General features: G+C 74.2%; 15 protein-coding genes and 1 pseudogene. 11 read left to right on the forward strand and 5 right to left on the reverse strand.

Going from position 1 to position 14,614, the window contains the following annotated elements; genetic code table 11:
* Nucleotides 1–38 precede the first annotated feature (38 nt).
* Nucleotides 39–1,124, reverse strand: a complete 1,086-nt coding sequence (locus ACZ6CZ_RS06395; protein WP_469015568.1) for a DUF5937 family protein — start codon at nt 1,122–1,124, stop codon at nt 39–41.
* Between the two features lie 99 nt (nt 1,125–1,223).
* On the opposite strand from ACZ6CZ_RS06395, the gene ACZ6CZ_RS06400 reads away from it, so the two are divergent.
* Entirely contained in the window at nt 1,224–2,492 is a 1,269-nt protein-coding gene (locus ACZ6CZ_RS06400; RefSeq protein ID WP_469015570.1) for an MFS transporter, read from the forward strand.
* Between the two features lie 6 nt (nt 2,493–2,498).
* On the opposite strand, the gene ACZ6CZ_RS06405 is transcribed toward ACZ6CZ_RS06400, so the two are convergent.
* Together ACZ6CZ_RS06405 and ACZ6CZ_RS06410 are read right to left on the reverse strand one after the other, a co-directional pair.
* Nucleotides 2,499–2,723: a hypothetical protein gene (locus ACZ6CZ_RS06405; RefSeq protein WP_469015572.1), complete on the reverse strand. Its 225-nt coding sequence runs from the start codon at nt 2,721–2,723 to the stop codon at nt 2,499–2,501.
* An 88-nt stretch (nt 2,724–2,811) separates the two neighbouring features.
* On the reverse strand, nt 2,812–3,723 hold the full coding sequence (locus ACZ6CZ_RS06410; RefSeq protein WP_469015575.1) for a ketopantoate reductase family protein: 912 nt from the start codon (nt 3,721–3,723) through the stop codon (nt 2,812–2,814).
* Nucleotides 3,724–3,958: 235 nt separating this feature from the next.
* Between ACZ6CZ_RS06410 and ACZ6CZ_RS06415 the strand changes: the two genes are divergently transcribed.
* The 5 genes from ACZ6CZ_RS06415 (at nt 3,959) to ACZ6CZ_RS06435 (ending at nt 10,044) form a co-directional block, all read left to right on the forward strand.
* Nucleotides 3,959–4,930 (forward strand): LysR family transcriptional regulator, encoded by a 972-nt coding sequence (locus tag ACZ6CZ_RS06415; protein ID WP_469015577.1) that lies wholly within the window; start codon nt 3,959–3,961, stop codon nt 4,928–4,930.
* A 403-nt stretch (nt 4,931–5,333) separates the two neighbouring features.
* Nucleotides 5,334–6,269, forward strand: a complete 936-nt coding sequence (locus ACZ6CZ_RS06420; RefSeq protein ID WP_469015580.1) for an ABC transporter ATP-binding protein — start codon at nt 5,334–5,336, stop codon at nt 6,267–6,269.
* Nucleotides 6,266–7,120 (forward strand): ABC transporter permease, encoded by an 855-nt coding sequence (locus tag ACZ6CZ_RS06425; protein WP_469015583.1) that lies wholly within the window; start codon nt 6,266–6,268, stop codon nt 7,118–7,120. Before ACZ6CZ_RS06420 ends, ACZ6CZ_RS06425 begins: the two co-directional genes overlap by 4 nt.
* 135 nt (nt 7,121–7,255) lie before the next feature.
* A complete protein-coding gene (locus ACZ6CZ_RS06430; protein ID WP_469015586.1) occupies nt 7,256–9,001 on the forward strand; it encodes a serine/threonine-protein kinase in 1,746 nt (581 codons plus the stop codon).
* Between the two features lie 125 nt (nt 9,002–9,126).
* A complete protein-coding gene (locus tag ACZ6CZ_RS06435; RefSeq protein ID WP_469015589.1) occupies nt 9,127–10,044 on the forward strand; it encodes an NADP-dependent oxidoreductase in 918 nt (305 codons plus the stop codon).
* Between the two features lie 33 nt (nt 10,045–10,077).
* Here ACZ6CZ_RS06435 and ACZ6CZ_RS06440 read toward each other — a convergent pair whose 3' ends face one another.
* Together ACZ6CZ_RS06440 and ACZ6CZ_RS06445 are read right to left on the reverse strand one after the other, a co-directional pair.
* On the reverse strand, nt 10,078–10,497 hold the full coding sequence (locus ACZ6CZ_RS06440; RefSeq protein ID WP_469015592.1) for a DUF6003 family protein: 420 nt from the start codon (nt 10,495–10,497) through the stop codon (nt 10,078–10,080).
* Nucleotides 10,498–10,541: 44 nt separating this feature from the next.
* Nucleotides 10,542–11,213 (reverse strand): B3/B4 domain-containing protein, encoded by a 672-nt coding sequence (locus ACZ6CZ_RS06445; protein ID WP_469016575.1) that lies wholly within the window; start codon nt 11,211–11,213, stop codon nt 10,542–10,544.
* Here ACZ6CZ_RS06445 and ACZ6CZ_RS06450 point away from each other — a divergent pair.
* The 5 genes and pseudogenes from ACZ6CZ_RS06450 to ACZ6CZ_RS06470 form a co-directional block, all read left to right on the forward strand.
* Nucleotides 11,167–11,424, forward strand: a pseudogene (locus ACZ6CZ_RS06450) (cupin domain-containing protein); the annotation flags it as partial. The gene ACZ6CZ_RS06445 and the pseudogene ACZ6CZ_RS06450 sit on opposite strands and share 47 nt — an antisense overlap.
* 139 nt (nt 11,425–11,563) lie before the next feature.
* Complete coding sequence (locus ACZ6CZ_RS06455; protein ID WP_469015594.1) at nt 11,564–12,082, forward strand: hypothetical protein; 519 nt, start codon at nt 11,564–11,566, stop codon at nt 12,080–12,082.
* Between the two features lie 191 nt (nt 12,083–12,273).
* Nucleotides 12,274–12,741, forward strand: a complete 468-nt coding sequence (locus ACZ6CZ_RS06460; protein WP_469015597.1) for an SHOCT domain-containing protein — start codon at nt 12,274–12,276, stop codon at nt 12,739–12,741.
* 94 nt (nt 12,742–12,835) lie between these two features.
* Nucleotides 12,836–13,615 (forward strand): ribonuclease BN, encoded by a 780-nt coding sequence (locus tag ACZ6CZ_RS06465; protein ID WP_469015599.1) that lies wholly within the window; start codon nt 12,836–12,838, stop codon nt 13,613–13,615.
* A 124-nt stretch (nt 13,616–13,739) separates the two neighbouring features.
* Nucleotides 13,740–14,594 (forward strand): class II glutamine amidotransferase, encoded by an 855-nt coding sequence (locus tag ACZ6CZ_RS06470; protein ID WP_469015602.1) that lies wholly within the window; start codon nt 13,740–13,742, stop codon nt 14,592–14,594.
* Nucleotides 14,595–14,614 lie beyond the last annotated feature (20 nt).

The following is a 14,614-nucleotide window of genomic DNA, read 5'->3' on the forward strand; positions in this document are numbered from 1 at the left end:
GGCGGACGGGCGTGACCGGGCGGGCGTCCCGGCCCGGCTCAGCGCAGGACGGCCGCCAGCAGGTCGGTGCCCAGTGCGCTCACGTCGGGCAGGTTGAGGGTGTAGCGGACGTAGCGGCCGCGCCGCCGGGCCGTGAGCAGGCCCGCGCGCCGCAGGACGGCGAGGTGGCGGGAGACCTCCGGGGGCGAGAGTTCCCAGGCGTGCGCCAGCTCACCGGTGGTGTGCGGGCCGCGGGCCAGGGTGCGCAGCAGACGCAGCCGTACCGGATGCGCGAGTGCCTCCAGCCGGAGCGAGACCGTCTCCAGCGGCACCGGCCCGGCCGGCCCCGGCTCGGCCACCGGGTACTGCACCACCGGCTGCCAGCCCGGCGTGTGCACCGCCACCAGGTGCGGGCGGCCGAAGACGGTGGGGATGAAGGTGACCCCGGTGCCGTGCGCGGTGGTCGCCTTGTCCTGGAGCTTGTCCACGACGACGCAGTCGCCGTCCGGAGCCAGGGTGACGGCGCCGGAGACCGACGCGAGCGCCGCCGCGATGCCCTGCCGCCTCAACAGGTCGTTCTTCAGGCGCAGATCGGTGGCGAGCTGGGCGGTGAGACCCGTCCACGCGGCGGTGAAGAAGGCGTCGGCACACTGTTCCAGGGTGTCGCGCACCCGGGCCCGCACCGCGGCCGGATCGGCGAGCAGCCGTTCCGCGAAGGCCTCCTGCGGCGCGCCCCGCGCCTGGGCCACGTCCAGAGCCCGCTCACGCGCGTCCGCGTCGGTCAGCGGCGACGACGCGGGGAAGTGGACCCGGCTGCTGCCGCACGTGGTGACCAGCGCGGCCGTCACGTACCGCTCGTCGTCGATCCGGTCCACGTCGTCCAGTTCCTCGGCGAGGGTCGGCCGGGGCCGGGCGGGTATCAGGAAGTCGGCCTGCGAGGAACGCCAGAGGAACTCCGCCTCCCGCAGCCGCTCGGCCAGCTCCGGCCGCAGCCCCGCCCAGACGTCACCGGCCCAGCCGGCCAGCTGCGGATGGTGCCCGGGCTCGGCCAGCACGTGCAGCATCGCGGTCAGTTCGGCCAGCGGGGAGGCGGCGAACCGCACCCGCTCGGCGGGCAGACCGCTGATGTCGATCCTCAGCGTCATCCCGTCATCATCACCGACAAGGCGGCCCGTGACGGCGTCGATTGACGGTGTCCGTCAACCGACGCGGCCCGCCCGCCGCCCCGGCGCACCGTGGACGCCATGGCATCCACGACCACGACCACCACCACCACCACGATCCGGCCCCGGGCCCTCGTCCGCGCCTCTGGCGGCCCCCGATACGCCGTCGCCCTGGCCGTGGACGCGCTCGGCACCGGCCTGCTGCGCCCCTTCCTGCTGCTCTACGGGGTGACGGTGCTGCGGCTGTCCGCGCCGGTCACCGGCACCGCGATGACGGCCGGTGTCGTCGCGGGTCTGGTGTGCATGCCCGCGGTGGGCCGCCGGCTGGACCGGGGCGCGCGCAGCGCGGTGGTGGCGGCGTCGATGCTGGTACGCGTCCTGGGCGTGGCGCTGCTGCTGGCCGCTCCTGCCGGTCAGGCCTGGCTGTTCGGGGCGGCGGCGCTCTTCCTCGGCATCGGCAACCAGGCATGGCCGGCCGCCCACGCCGCGCTCGTGGCGACGGTCGCCCACGGCCGGGAACGCGACGCCGCCCTCGCCGCGGGCCGCGCCCTGCGCAACGCCGGTCTCGGCGCGGGCGCGCTGCTCGCCACCGCGTGCCTCACGGGCGGCACGTCCGCCCTGCGGGCCCTGGCCGCCGCCACCGGGCTCGCCTATCTCACCGCGGCGGCCCTGGCACGGTCCGTCCGCCTCCGCGCGGCTCCCGCCGCCTCCCCGGCCGACGGCGGGACCGACGGGCCCGCACCCCGGATGCGCGGGCTGCTGGCCGCCAACGTGATCTACGTCTTCTGCCTCAACGTCCCCGAGGTCGCGCTCCCGCTGATCCTGGTCACCCAGCTGCACGCGTCCCCGGTGTGGCCGGCGGCCGTCTTCGTGGCCAACACGGTGCTGGTGGTCACCCTCCAGGTCCCGGTGACCGTCCTGATGTCCCGCTTCTCCCGGCGGACCGTGCTGGCGCTCGCCGGCCTGGTCCTCACCGCCTCCTACCTCGGCTTCCTCGCGGCCACCTCGCTGGGACACCGCTGGGGTCCGCCGGCCGTCGCCGCGGTCGCCGTCGTCTGCACCCTGGGCGAGATCGTCTACGCCGGCAGCGCCACCGCACTCGTCACCGTCCTCGCCCCGGCCCACCTCCTGGGGCGCGCCCTCGCCCGCTTCCAGCTCTCCACGGGCTTCGGCCTCGCCGTCTCCCCGGCGGTCATCACCACCCTCGCACCCTTTGGCCCGACCGCCCTGTGGGGCACCCTGGCGGCGGCGACCCTGCTGTCGGCGGCCGCCGCCGGACCTGAGGCAGGGTCACGCGGTGCGCGCACGCGCAAGGACACCGAGCCGGGCAGACCCCTCCGGACCGGGTGAGCGGGGCTACACCTCGCCGGTGGCGAAGAGTTCGAGGTGGCCGCACGTGGGGCAGCGGTACGCCTCGATCTGCCTGCGTGGCCGGCCCATCCGCTTGGCCCCTCCGAAGACCCCCCGCTCCAACGCGCCCTCGATCCAGCGCGCGTAGCCCCTCGAGTGTTCACCGGCGTCCTCGATGAAACCGTCCATGAGACCGACGGTGCCGCACTGCGTGCACGTGTAGGAGTTCATCCGGTGAGTGTAGGAAACGCGGACGCGGACCGGCCAAGCCAGGCTCAGCTCCACCCGACTCCCCCCCACTCGACCGAGTCCACTCGGCTCAGCTCAGTTCCGCCACGATCCTGGTCGCCACGGGAACGGCGACACCGTGCCGTCGGGCCGCGCGCAGGAGTGCGCCGCCGATGGCGTCCAGCTCCAGCGGGCGTCCGGCCCCGGCATCCCGCTCCATGGACGACCTGGCACCGGGCGGGAACGCGTCGTACAGCGCCAGAGCCGCCGCGACATCGGCGGGGGCGCCGCAGGCCGCGCTCACGGCGGCCGCTTCCCGGAGCAGGCCGGTCAGCTCGTCGCGGTGGGTCGTGCGGAGGTCACCGATGGTCGTCCGGTAGCGGGTGGTGAGGAGCGCGAGCGGCGCGAGGGCGGTCAACTTGCCCCACAGCAGCGCCGTCTCGTCCTCGGTCACACCGGTGGTCACCCCCGCGGACCCCAGGACCGCCACCAGTTCCCGCAGCCCTTCCGGCGCTCCCGCCAGGTCGATCCGGGTGAACGGGCTGCCGTGCTCGACCCTGCCGGGTGCCGCACGCGTCGCCTCCACCCGGATGGCTCCCGCCACCACCCGCTGATCCCGGAAGTGCCTTCGCAGCCGGGCGGGATGGTCGACGCCGTTCAGGAGGGGCAGGACGAGTCCGCCGTCGAGCATCGCGGGCGGGACCCGTTCCAGGGCCTGTTCCAGGTGCGTGTTCTTGACCGTCACCAGGCACAGATCGACCGGCTCGCGCAGCTCGGCGCAGGCGTCCACCGGTGCGGTGAAGTCACCGAACTGCGGGCTCGTCACGCGGATTCCGTCCTGGCGCAGGACGGTGGCCGTGGCCGGTCCCGCCACGCAGATCACCCGGTGCCCGGCCCGGGCCAGCAGCGCGGCCAGCAGCCCGCCGACCCCACCGGGCCCGAGGACGGCCACCCTCCAGGGACCTGAGCCGGTGCGCTCGGGAGGTGGTGCGGTGACGGTCATGGCGAAGTGCCCTTCCGGCGAGGTCGGTTCAGGAGTCGAGGAGAAGACGGCGCGGCGCGGTCGGCGGCGCCGGGTATGGCAGGTCGGCACCCGCGCGACGCCCTCGCGGGTCCGGATTCCTCGCGAAGGCCCCGTGCGGGTTGCCGCCTCGGGCCCGGTGACGATCTTCGCGCCGTGAGGTACCCCAGTCAATCCTGGGGAATTCTCCCGACACCCAAGCTGTACCTTGGAGGCCATGACCTTGGACGACCTGCGGGTGTTCGCGGCCGTGTGCCGGGCCGGAAGCCTCAGTTCCGTGGCCCGGGACCTGGGGTGCACGCAGTCGGCGGTGAGCCAGCACGTGAAGCGGCTGGAGCGGGAGACCGGCGTGAGCCTTGTGGAGCGGCGGCCGCGAGGTGTCGTGCCCACCCAGGCGGGCCGGGTCCTGTGGCAGGCCGCCGCGGACGGCATCGCCGGCCTGGACCTGGCGCTGCGGCGCCTCGGCGACCTCGTCAACGGCGACGGCGGGACCGTGCGCGTCACCACGGGCGGCACGACCGTGCGGCACTTCATGGCCGAGGCCATCGTGGCCTTCCGCCGGAGCCATCCCAAGGTGAGCCTGGAGTTCCGGACCGAGACGTCCACCAGCGGCTGCTTCGACGCCCTCGCCGCCGGCAACCTCGACCTCGCCTGGGTCACCATCGGCAGCCCGGTGCACGGCATCGAACAGCGCCCCGTCGTCAGCCTGCCCTGGGTGCTGGCCGTCCGCGCCGACGATCCGCTGGCCGCGCGGACGCGTGTCGGCGTGGCCGACCTGGACGGCATCCGCCTCATCCGGCTGCCGCGGAACTCCACCTCGGGCGCACTGCTCGACGCCGCCTTCGCCGACCTGGGGGTGCGCACCAGCTCCGACACCGGCGTCGCCGACTGGGACACCGGGCTCCTGCTGGCGGAGCTGGGCCTGGGCCACGCCGTGGTGCCCGCCCTGCCCGGCCTGCCCGCGCTGCCCGGCAGGCCTGCTCCCGGTGGCGGTGGCGACACCGGCGACGGTGGCGGTCTGCGGCTGATCCCGATCCCCGACCTGCCCCCGCTGCCCGTCGGCTGGGCGGTGCGCCGCTGGGACGCCCTCGCGCCACTCGCCCGGGTCTTCGCCGACACCGTCGCCGACCACTGCACACGCCGGGCCGCCGTCACCCCCCGCCGGCGTCGCGGCACGGGCCCGCACTGACCGGCACCGACCGCACCGGCCTGCTCACCTCGGACACGGCTCTCCTGCGCGCGTGCACACCGAACTCGACCGCGACGCGGACCGCGAGACGGTCCTCGCCCGGTTCGTCGGCCGGCCCGGCCCGGACGACGAGAAGGTGCTGCGCACCCTGCTGGAGACCGGCGAGCAGTGACCGCCGCCCGTTCGGCCCAAGGCGCCGCCGCCGCGCCGAGCGGCCGGCCCGGCCGCCGACGGGTGACGATCCCGCAGGCGGCCGCGGTGCGGACGGGTTCACGTGCGGTCACGACACCGCCGCCCGGGTGCGACGGCCCACCGGCGTACCGCGGTTCTCCGGTGCTCAGGCTCTTAGCGTTGCAGGGACGGCAATCGCGAGAACCGGACCGAGTCACGCGAGGGAGCGGCGATGATCGAGGCACATCAGCTGACGAAGCGCTACGGGGAGAAGACGGCCGTCGACCGGCTCGACTTCGTCGTGAAGCCGGGCACCGTCACCGGCTTCCTGGGCCCGAACGGCGCGGGCAAGTCCACCACCATGCGCATGATCGTCGGCCTGGACGCGCCCACCGGCGGCTCCGTCACCGTGAACGGCAAGCGGTACGCCGAGCACCGCGCGCCCCTCCAGGAGGTCGGCGCCCTGCTGGAGGCCAGGTCGGTCCACCCGGGCCGCTCCGCTTTCGGCCATCTGATGGCGCAGGCCCACACCCACGGCATCCCGCGCCGCCGCGTCGAGGAGGTCGTGGAGCTGACCGGGCTGCAGTCCGTGGCCGGACAGCGCGCCGGAGCCTTCTCCCTGGGCATGGGGCAGCGCCTGGGCATCGCCGCGGCGCTGCTGGGCGACCCCGCCACCCTCATGCTGGACGAGCCGGTCAACGGGCTGGACCCCGAGGGCGTGCTGTGGATCCGCAACCTGCTCACCCGGCTGGCGTCCGAGGGACGCACCGTCTTCGTCTCCTCCCACCTGATGAGCGAGATGGCCCTGGTCGCCGACCACCTCATCATCGTCGGACGGGGACGGCTGCTGGCCGACACCACCGTTCAGGAGCTGGTCCGCCGGGGCGGCGGCGACAGCGTGACGGTCGCCTCCGACCAGGCGGCCCGGCTGCGCGAGGTGCTGGCCGGGCCCGGCGTCGAGATCACCGGCTCGGCCGGTTCGGAGCAGCTGCGGGTGACCGGCCTGACGGCCCGCGCCATCGGTCTGAAGGCCGCCGAACACGGCATCGCCCTGTCCGAACTCAGCTCCAGAGCCGTCTCCCTGGAACAGGCGTTCATGGACCTGACCAGCGACGCCGTCGAGTACCACGGCGCCACCACCGTCGAGACCACCCGGAGTGCGGCATGAGCACGACGACCCTGAGCGAGAGCGGCCCCGCGCCCGCCCCCGCGCCCGCCCGGCAGCCGCGTCCGCCGTACCGGGTCACCGCGGGCCGGGTGCTGCGCTCGGAGTGGGCCAAGCTGTGGTCCCTGCGCTCCACCTGGATCACCCTCGGCCTGGGCCTGCTGTTCCTGGTGGGCTTCGGCGTGATCGCCTGCGTGCACTACCGGTCCGCGTCCGCCTCGGGCCGGCTGCGTCCCGAGGCCGCCGGCGCCACCGCACTGAGCCTGTCCGTCTTCGGCGCCACCTTCGCGCAACTCGCCCTCGGCGTCCTGGGCGTCCTGGTCACCGCGGGGGAGTACTCCACCGGCATGATCCGCTCCACGCTCGCGGCGGTGCCGCGCCGGCTGCCGGTGCTCTGGTCGAAGGCGGCCGTGTACGGCGTGGTCGCGCTGGTCGTGGGCACCGCCGGCGTGTTCGTCGCCTTCCCGGTCGGCAGCCACGTGGTGTCCGGCACGCCCGCGGCCCTGGCGGTGTCCCACCCGGGCGTCGTACGCGGCCTGCTGGGCGCCGGCGTCTACCTCGGCCTGGTCGGTGTGCTCGGCGTCGCCCTGGGCGCGCTGCTGCGCTCGGTCGCCGGGGGCATCGCCGTCCTGGTCGCCACGCTGATGCTGGTGCCCGGCCTGGCCTCCCTGCTGCCCGCCTCCTGGCAGGACGGCATCACGAAGTACCTGCCCAGCAACGCCGGCGAGTCGATGTTCGCGCTGACGCACGACTCCACGGCCCTGTCGCCCGCCGCGGGACTCCTGGTCCTCCTCGGCTGGACCGCGCTCGCCCTCGCGGGAGCCGCCTGCCGCCTGCTGCGCACCGACGCCTGACGGTACGGCCGCCCCGCGCGGCCCCGGCTCGCGGGCGGGCGTACCCGGTCCGAAGCGGCGCCCCAACTGCCGCCGCCCGTCAGCAACTTGTAAGCATGAGCGGGGCCGGCGCGCCCTTGCTACGCTCGGAGAGAAGTGATCAAGACCGGGGGAGTGGGCGGTATGGCGGCGGACGCGGGGGCTGGACGGCTGCGGGCGGAGGACCCGCGGGAGATCGCCGGATACCGGCTGCTGTCCCGGGTGGGGGAGGGCGGGATGGGCACCGTCTACCTCTCCCGCACCCGGGGCGGGCAGCCGGTCGCGCTGAAGGTGATCCGGCGTGAGTTCGGCGGCGACCCCGGCTTCCGCCGGCGGTTCGAGCAGGAGGTCCAGGCGGCCCGCCGGGTGCAGGGCTACCACGTCGTGCCGGTCGTGGACCACGACACCACCGGTGAACAGCCGTGGATGGCCTCGGTCTTCATCCCCGGGCTGTCCCTGCACGAGGCCCTCGCCACCCACGGCCCGCTGCCGCTGCCCGCCGTCCTGCAACTCGTCGGCTGCACCGCCGAGGCGCTGACCGCGATCCACTCCGCGGGCCTCACGCACCGCGACCTCAAGCCCAGCAACATCCTGCTCGGCGCCCAGGGCCCGTACGTCATCGACTTCGGCATCGCCCGCGCCGCCGACGGCACCCAGCTGACCCTGACCGGGGGAGTGATCGGCACCCCGCAGTACATGTCCCCCGAGCACGCCCTCGGCGAGCCGGTCGGACCGGCCACGGACGTGTTCTCGCTCGGCCTGATCGCCGCGGTCGCCGCCACCGGCCGTCACCCGTACGGCGGTGGCGGCGCCCTGACCCTCGCCGCGCAGATCGCCAACACCGCCGCCCGCCCGCCCCGGCTGGACGACTACGACGAACTGCTGCGCGGGCTCCTGGAACGCTGCCTGGCCGCGGACCCGGCCCGGCGCATCGGCACGGCTGAACTGGCCGCGCGGTGCGCACAGGCCGCGGGACGGCCCCTGCACGACTTCACGGGCTGGCTTCCCGGCCCCCTGACCGACGCCATCGCCGAGCGCGAGCGGACCGCCCTCGCACCGGCCCCGGAGCCGACCGTCACCGACTCCGGCACCCCGGGCCGTTCCGGCGCCACCGGCCAGCCGTCCGGCGGCCCGCACGCAGCCCCCGGTCCCGGAGGGTTCACCCCGGCCGGTCCGCCACCGCCGCACGGACCGTCCTTCGCCGGCACCCCGACCGCGGCCCCGGTCCCCCCGCCGTACGCCCCGCCGGCCACGGCCGCGCAGGGTCGTTCGCGCACCGGGCTCGTCGTCGCGGGCGCCGCCGCGGTCGTCGTCCTCGCGGTGGTGGTGACGTGGACGATCGCGAAGGCGGGCGGCTTCTCGTCGGAGGGCTCCGGCGGCGACGACAGGCACCCGACGCCGTCCACCCACTCCGCCGTCACCAAGAGCCCTTCGCCCACCACCTCCGAGGACTCCGGCTACACCGCGGTCTTCACGGACCGGACCTTCACCCTGCGCTCCCCGGGTGACATCGCCGTCGTCCAGGCCGACCTGGACATCCCCAAGGTCCACGGCGAGCAGGAGATCACCTCGGGCAACGAGATCGAGCTGGACGAGATCTCGGACGGACGCTGGCGCTTCCTGACCCCCTGGGGAAAGAGCGCGGGCACGACACCCGAGCAGTGCCTCGAGGGCGCCCAGGGCGACGTGCTGCCCACCCGGATCGAGGCCCGCGACCTGCGCTCGACGGTCCCGGTCGGCACCGTGCTGTGCACCGAGACCACCGAGGGCGCCCTGGCCATGCTGAAGGTCACCGGCATCTCCACGGGCGTCGGCGACCTCCCCGACTACGCCACCAGGCTCACCCTCTGGAAGAAGAGGTAGAGCCCGGCCTGATCCACACGAGAGGCCAAGGCCCGGCCGGCACCGGATCGGCTTCGACTGGCGCGGATGGTACGGGCCCCGGGTGCCCGGGGCCTGTTCGGACGACGAGATGCGGTGATCACGTGATGAGGGCAGTGCGGTTCCACGAGTACGGCGAGATCGACGTGCTGCGGGTGGAGCAGGTGCCGCGCCCGGTGCCCGGCCCGGGGCAGGTGCTGGTCGAGGTCCGCGCGGCCGGGATCCAGCCGGGCGAGGTGATGATCCGCAGGGGAGCGCGGCACGGACGCTGGCCGGCGGTGTTCCCCAGCGGGCAGGGCAGCGACCTGGCCGGTGTCGTCGTGGAGTCGGGCCCGCAGGTGCGCGGAGTCGCGGTGGGCGACGAGGTCCTGGGCTTCACCCACAACCGGGCGAGCCACGCCGAGTTCGTCGTGGTCGATGACGTGAACGTGGTCTTCCGTCCGCCGGAGCTGTCCTGGGACGTGGCCGGGTCGCTGTACGTGGCCGGCACGACCGCCTACGCCGCCGTGTTCGCGGTGGACCCCGGACCGGCCGACACGGTCGTGGTGTCCGGAGCGGCGGGCGGCGTCGGCTCCCTCGCGGTGCAGCTCGCGCGGCGGCGCGGCGCCAGGGTGATCGGGCTGGCGAGCGAGCGGAACCACGCCTGGCTGACGGACCGGGGCGTCGTACCGGTCGCGTACGGGCCGGGCGTGGCCGAGCGGGTCCGGCAGGCCGCCGGTGGGAGCGTCGACGCGTTCATCGACACGTTCGGCGACGGCTACGTGGCGCTGGCGGTGGAGCTGGGCGTGCGGCCCGAGCGGATCAACACCATCCGTGACTGGCAGGCCGCGGCCGAGATCGGTGCGCGGACCTACGGGGAGGGCTCGGCGGCCTGCGCGGTCGTGCTCGGCGAGCTGGCCCGGCTCGCCGCCCGCGGGGAGCTGGAGGTGCCGGTGGCCCGCACCTACCCGTTGGAGCGGGTGCGGGACGCCTTCCGCGAGCTGGAGGCGGGGCACACCCACGGCAAGATCGTGCTCCGCCCGTAGGTCCCGGTCGCCGGCTGCCGGTCGCCGGTGGGGTCAGCGCGCCGCTGCCTGGACGACCGTCAGGTCCTCGCCCGTGAGTTCCGCGATCCGGTGGGCGGGGACACCGGCGGCCAGCGCCCGCTGGAGCAGGACGTCACGGCCGTCCGTGCAGGAGCGGTAGGCCAGCAGCTCGGCCTCCACCGTCGCGCTGGGCTCGGGCGCCGTCTGCTGGCGCAGCCGGTTCAGTTCCTCGTCGCTGAGCGGGATGGGCAGCCGCTCGGCGTTCTCGGGAATGGCGGAGGTGTGCTCCGGAGGCAGCAGGCGCAGCCGGGGGCTCGTCGCGGTGACGTCCTGGGCGCTCAGCCAGGCGAGGACGGCCGGGCTGTCCATGTACACCGGCTCACCCACGGCGGCCGGCGGCACACCGAGCGCCGCGTCGTCGTCGAGCAGTACCAGATATGCTTCGTCGGTCATTTTTCGGCCCCCGAGGGAAACGCGGTGGTGCGGTCGGCTCACGTTTACCCCGTGACGCGCGTTTCACCGGCGCCGGCGATCGTGACCTGCGGCTGGGCCGGGTCGAGGTAGTGCACGGCGCTGCGGCCGGCGTGCGGCGCGAGGAAGGCCCGCAGCTCGTGCGCGGCGGTCTCCAGGAGGTGCCCGTCGCGGGTTGCGTGGAGGGTCTCCAGGAGGAAGGCGACGTCGGTGGAGTCCTCCGTGACGCGGGTGCGGTGGGCGTCGCGGTGGTTCCAGTGACGGGTGAGGACACCGGTGGCGTCCGCGTAGATGATCTCGCCGGGCCCGGGGTGCTCGACGGTGCCGGGTTCGCCGAGCGGGGTGAAGGACTCGTCGCCGTCGGCGTGGCGGATGACGACGTCACCGGTGACGTGGGACAGGTCGAAGGCTCCGGCGGGCAGGCCGTGGCGGACGGAGACGGCGTTGTAGCAGTCGACGGCCGGGTTGATGCGCGGCAGGCTGCCCTTCTTGGTCACCCGGCGGCCGAGCGCGTCGACGCCGGTGCGGATGCGCCGGGGGTTGGTGCCGAAGGAGCGGTAGGCGGTGTGCCACGCCTCGATGCGCGGGTCGCTCTCGTCGGCGGGCTGCCAGCTCCCGTCGGCCAGCTGCCGCTCCAGCGCCTCCAGGGCGGCGGAGGTCTGGCGCTGGACGCTGCAATCGGGTGAGGAGTACCCCAGCCACCCCCACCAGGCGGGCGTGGCGGAGACCGTTAGTGTCACCGCCGGCCGGATGGTGCTGGTCGTCGACGGCACCGAGCATCCCCTGGACGCCGGGCAGACCGCCGCCTTCGGCGCCGACGCCCCGCACACCTACCGCGGCGCCGGCGACGAGCCCTGCCGGCTGATCATGACCGTCCACCTTCCGCCCGGCCCCGGCGCCACGGCCTGAGTGACCTCCTCCGGCGCCTCCGGCCCGCACCGCCGGCCGGCCGCCTCGTCCGTGACGGGTGAGGCGCGCTCCGGCCGGCTCCGCTGGGATGGAGAGGTCCATGGCGGCGCCAGGAAGCCTGCACGGAGGGGCCACACCGATGTTCTGGAGCGATCGCACCACGGTCCGGGAACGCGGTACCGGTCGTCGCGGCCACGCCGACTACACGGGCGCCGTCTACGGATCGATGCTGGCCGCGTCGGTGGTGATCGGTGCCGCCGGCCTGGAGGAGCTCCCCCGCGTGCAGATGGTGCTCCTGCTGCTCCTCACCGGTCTGGTCTTCTGGGTGGGACATGTGCACGCCCAGCTGTTCGGGGCCCGCCTCGCGCAGCAGTCGCTGGACCGGGCGACCGTCCTGCGGGTCTGCCGCGAGGAGTGGCCGATCGTGGAGGCGGCCGTCCCGCCGGCACTCGTCGTCGCCGTGAGCCCGCTGCTCGGTCTGGGCCCCGAGGGCGCCGGCTGGGCGGCCCTGTCCGTGGCGGTGGCCGGCCAGGTCGGCTGGTCCGCGGTCGGCGCGCTACGGGCCGGGGCCTCGCGGCGCATGGTGGCGGGCACGGCCGCGATCAATCTGCTGCTCGGACTGGTGATCATCGTCTTCAAGATCGTCCTGACGCACTGACGCACTGACGCACTGACGCACTGACGCGCTTGGCTCACGAGCTGGGTCCGGGCCGCGCACGATCACCCGTACCGGGTGACGACGCGGCATCCTCGCCGGGGCACGCTGACGACGACGGCGACCGGAGCGGTCGCACGAGCGACGCCGGGGTTCCGCACAGACAGGGGCCCGGCCGCAGACAGAGGTGAGACATGGCAGCGCAGACCTACCTGGCGTCCGACTACCCCCTGCTGAACGTCTTCTGGACCATGCTGGTGTTCTTCGTCTGGATCCTGTGGCTCGTCCTGCTGTTCCGGGTCATCGCGGACATCTTCCGCGACGACGACCTGAACGGCTGGGCCAAGGCCGGCTGGACGATCTTCGTCATCGTGCTGCCGTTCCTGGGGATCTTCGTCTACCTGATCGCCCGGGGCAAGGGCATGGGCAAGCGGGAGGTGGCGCAGGCGCGTGCCCGGCAGGAGGCCTTCGACTCCTACGTCCGGGAGACCGCGCAAGGGGGCGGCGCCGGCGGCGGCAGCGCCGACGAACTGCGCAAGCTCTCCGAGATGCGCTCCCGCGGCGACATCACCGACGACGAGTTCCGCAGGGCGAAGGAACTGGTCCTCAGCGGCGCCGGACCGGCGGCACACCCGGGCTCCGGTTCCGCCGCCGGTCACTGATCCCCAGTCCGTGGCCCCGCGCCGGGCCACGTCCGCCGGCACGGGCCGGCAGCGGTCACCGCATCGCACGCGCGGCGGCAGGAGGGCAGCTCACGTGCCACGGGACGCCCTGTGGAGGCGGACGGAACAGCGGTGGCGCACCGCGGTCCGCCGCTTCGAGGAGAGTGCGGCCGGGCGGCTGTGGGACCGGCTCGCGGCGGCCGATTTCTTCGGGCAGTCCTTCCAGCTGGCCGCGCTGGCCCTGCTGTGCTTCTTCCCGTTCCTGATCGTCATCACGGCGGCGGCGGGCCGCGACGCGGCCGCGGTGCTGGTCGGCTGGCTCGGACTGGACCAGCAGGCGGCACAGGCGGTCGGCTCGCTGTTCGCCCCCTCGGCCGGCTCGTACGCCCTCACCGCGACCAGCGCCGGCCTGCTGGTGTTCGGGGCACTCGCCGTGGCCGGCACCCTCCAGCACTGGTACGGCGCGCTGTTCGACGCCCCGGCGAGCGGATGGTGGAAGGTCGGGGCACGGATCGCCTGGCTTCTCGCCCTGCTCGCCTACGCCGCGGCACAGGCCGCGTTCGGCAGGACAGTGGACGGTTGGATCCTGCCCAGCGTGTTCGGCTTCGTGTGGGCGGTCGTCTTCTGGTGGGGGAGCATGTACGTGCTGCTCGCCGGGGCGGTGCCGTGGCGCGTCCTGTTCCCCCCGGCCCTGGTCACCAGCGTGTGCTGGACCGGCCTCGGCGTGTTCTCCGCCCACTACTTCTCCGCGGCGATCGTGGAGAACGAGCAGAAGTACGGCCCCATCGGCATCGTCATGGTGGTGCTGTCATGGCTGGTGGCCGTCGGTGTCGTCATCCACCTGGGAGCCGTGGCGGGCCGTGCGCTGCGCTGAGCCGGGCCCCGGGAGCCGGACCTCGCGGGGGCCGCTCCCGCGTGCGCACCCGGGACCGGAGCGCCGGCGGAATCACCCGTACGGTGTGAGGCCGGCCGGTTCCGGGCCGCGGCACACTCCTGGCATGTGCCGATGGATCGCCTACGCGGGTACGCCCATCTTCCTCAGCCAGGTCCTGTTCGACCCCGAACACAACCTGATCGACCAGAGCATGCACTCCCGCCTGGGAGTCGAGACGACCAACGGTGACGGCTTCGGCGTGGGCTGGTACGCGCCGGACAAGCCCGAACCGGCGGTGCTGCGGGACGTCGGCCCGGCCTGGAGCAACCGCAACCTCCAGGAGGTCGCGCACCACGTCCGCTCGGGCCTGTTCCTCGCCCACATCCGGGCCACCACCGGGACGGCCGTGCAGCAGACCAACTGTCACCCCTTCCGCAACGGCCGCTGGCTCTGGATGCACAACGGGGTGATCAACGAGTTCCCCCGGTTGAGACGTGACCTCGCCCTCGCCGTCGACCCCGGCCTCTTCGCCGACCTGGAGGGCTCCACCGACTCGGAGCTGATGTTCTTCCTCGCCCTCACCTTCGGGCTGTCGGACGATCCCCCCGGCGCGGTGGCGCGCATGGCCGGCCTGGTGGAGGAGACCGGGCACCGGCACGGTGTACGGCACCCGTTGCAGATGACCGTCGCGGTGTCCGACGGGGAACGGCTGTGGGCCTTCCGCTACTCGAGCGAGGGCGCCTCACGGTCGCTGTACTTCAGCACCAGGGTGGACACCCTGCGCGCGCTCCACCCGGACGTGTCCTTCCTGCGGGACATCTCCGACGAGACACGACTCGTCGTGTCGGAGCCGTTGGGCGACCTGCCCGGAGCCTGGAACGAGGTCCCGGAGAGCAGTTACGGCGTCGTCCAGCCGGGCCGCAACGTGCTCCACCCCTTCCGGCCCCAGCGCCCCGCCACGGGGAGCGACCAGTCGTAAAGCCGCCCGCCCGCGGCACG

Source organism: Streptomyces sp. NPDC041135 (assembly GCF_055592085.1).

Excerpts from the sequence above, each read along its gene's own strand:
- ACZ6CZ_RS06435 (WP_469015589.1), top strand. The coding sequence starts at position 9,127 with ATGAGGGCAGTGCGGTTCCACGAGTACGGCGAGATCGACGTGCTGCGG.
- ACZ6CZ_RS06395 (WP_469015568.1), bottom strand. The coding sequence starts at position 1,124 with ATGACGCTGAGGATCGACATCAGCGGTCTGCCCGCCGAGCGGGTGCGG.
- ACZ6CZ_RS06460 (WP_469015597.1), top strand. The coding sequence starts at position 12,274 with ATGGCAGCGCAGACCTACCTGGCGTCCGACTACCCCCTGCTGAACGTC.
- ACZ6CZ_RS06410 (WP_469015575.1), bottom strand. The coding sequence starts at position 3,723 with ATGACCGTCACCGCACCACCTCCCGAGCGCACCGGCTCAGGTCCCTGG.
- ACZ6CZ_RS06420 (WP_469015580.1), top strand. The coding sequence starts at position 5,334 with ATGATCGAGGCACATCAGCTGACGAAGCGCTACGGGGAGAAGACGGCC.
- ACZ6CZ_RS06470 (WP_469015602.1), top strand. The coding sequence starts at position 13,740 with ATGTGCCGATGGATCGCCTACGCGGGTACGCCCATCTTCCTCAGCCAG.
- ACZ6CZ_RS06455 (WP_469015594.1), top strand. The coding sequence starts at position 11,564 with ATGTTCTGGAGCGATCGCACCACGGTCCGGGAACGCGGTACCGGTCGT.
- ACZ6CZ_RS06440 (WP_469015592.1), bottom strand. The coding sequence starts at position 10,497 with ATGACCGACGAAGCATATCTGGTACTGCTCGACGACGACGCGGCGCTC.
- ACZ6CZ_RS06425 (WP_469015583.1), top strand. The coding sequence starts at position 6,266 with ATGAGCACGACGACCCTGAGCGAGAGCGGCCCCGCGCCCGCCCCCGCG.
- ACZ6CZ_RS06405 (WP_469015572.1), bottom strand. The coding sequence starts at position 2,723 with ATGAACTCCTACACGTGCACGCAGTGCGGCACCGTCGGTCTCATGGAC.
- ACZ6CZ_RS06400 (WP_469015570.1), top strand. The coding sequence starts at position 1,224 with ATGGCATCCACGACCACGACCACCACCACCACCACGATCCGGCCCCGG.
- ACZ6CZ_RS06415 (WP_469015577.1), top strand. The coding sequence starts at position 3,959 with ATGACCTTGGACGACCTGCGGGTGTTCGCGGCCGTGTGCCGGGCCGGA.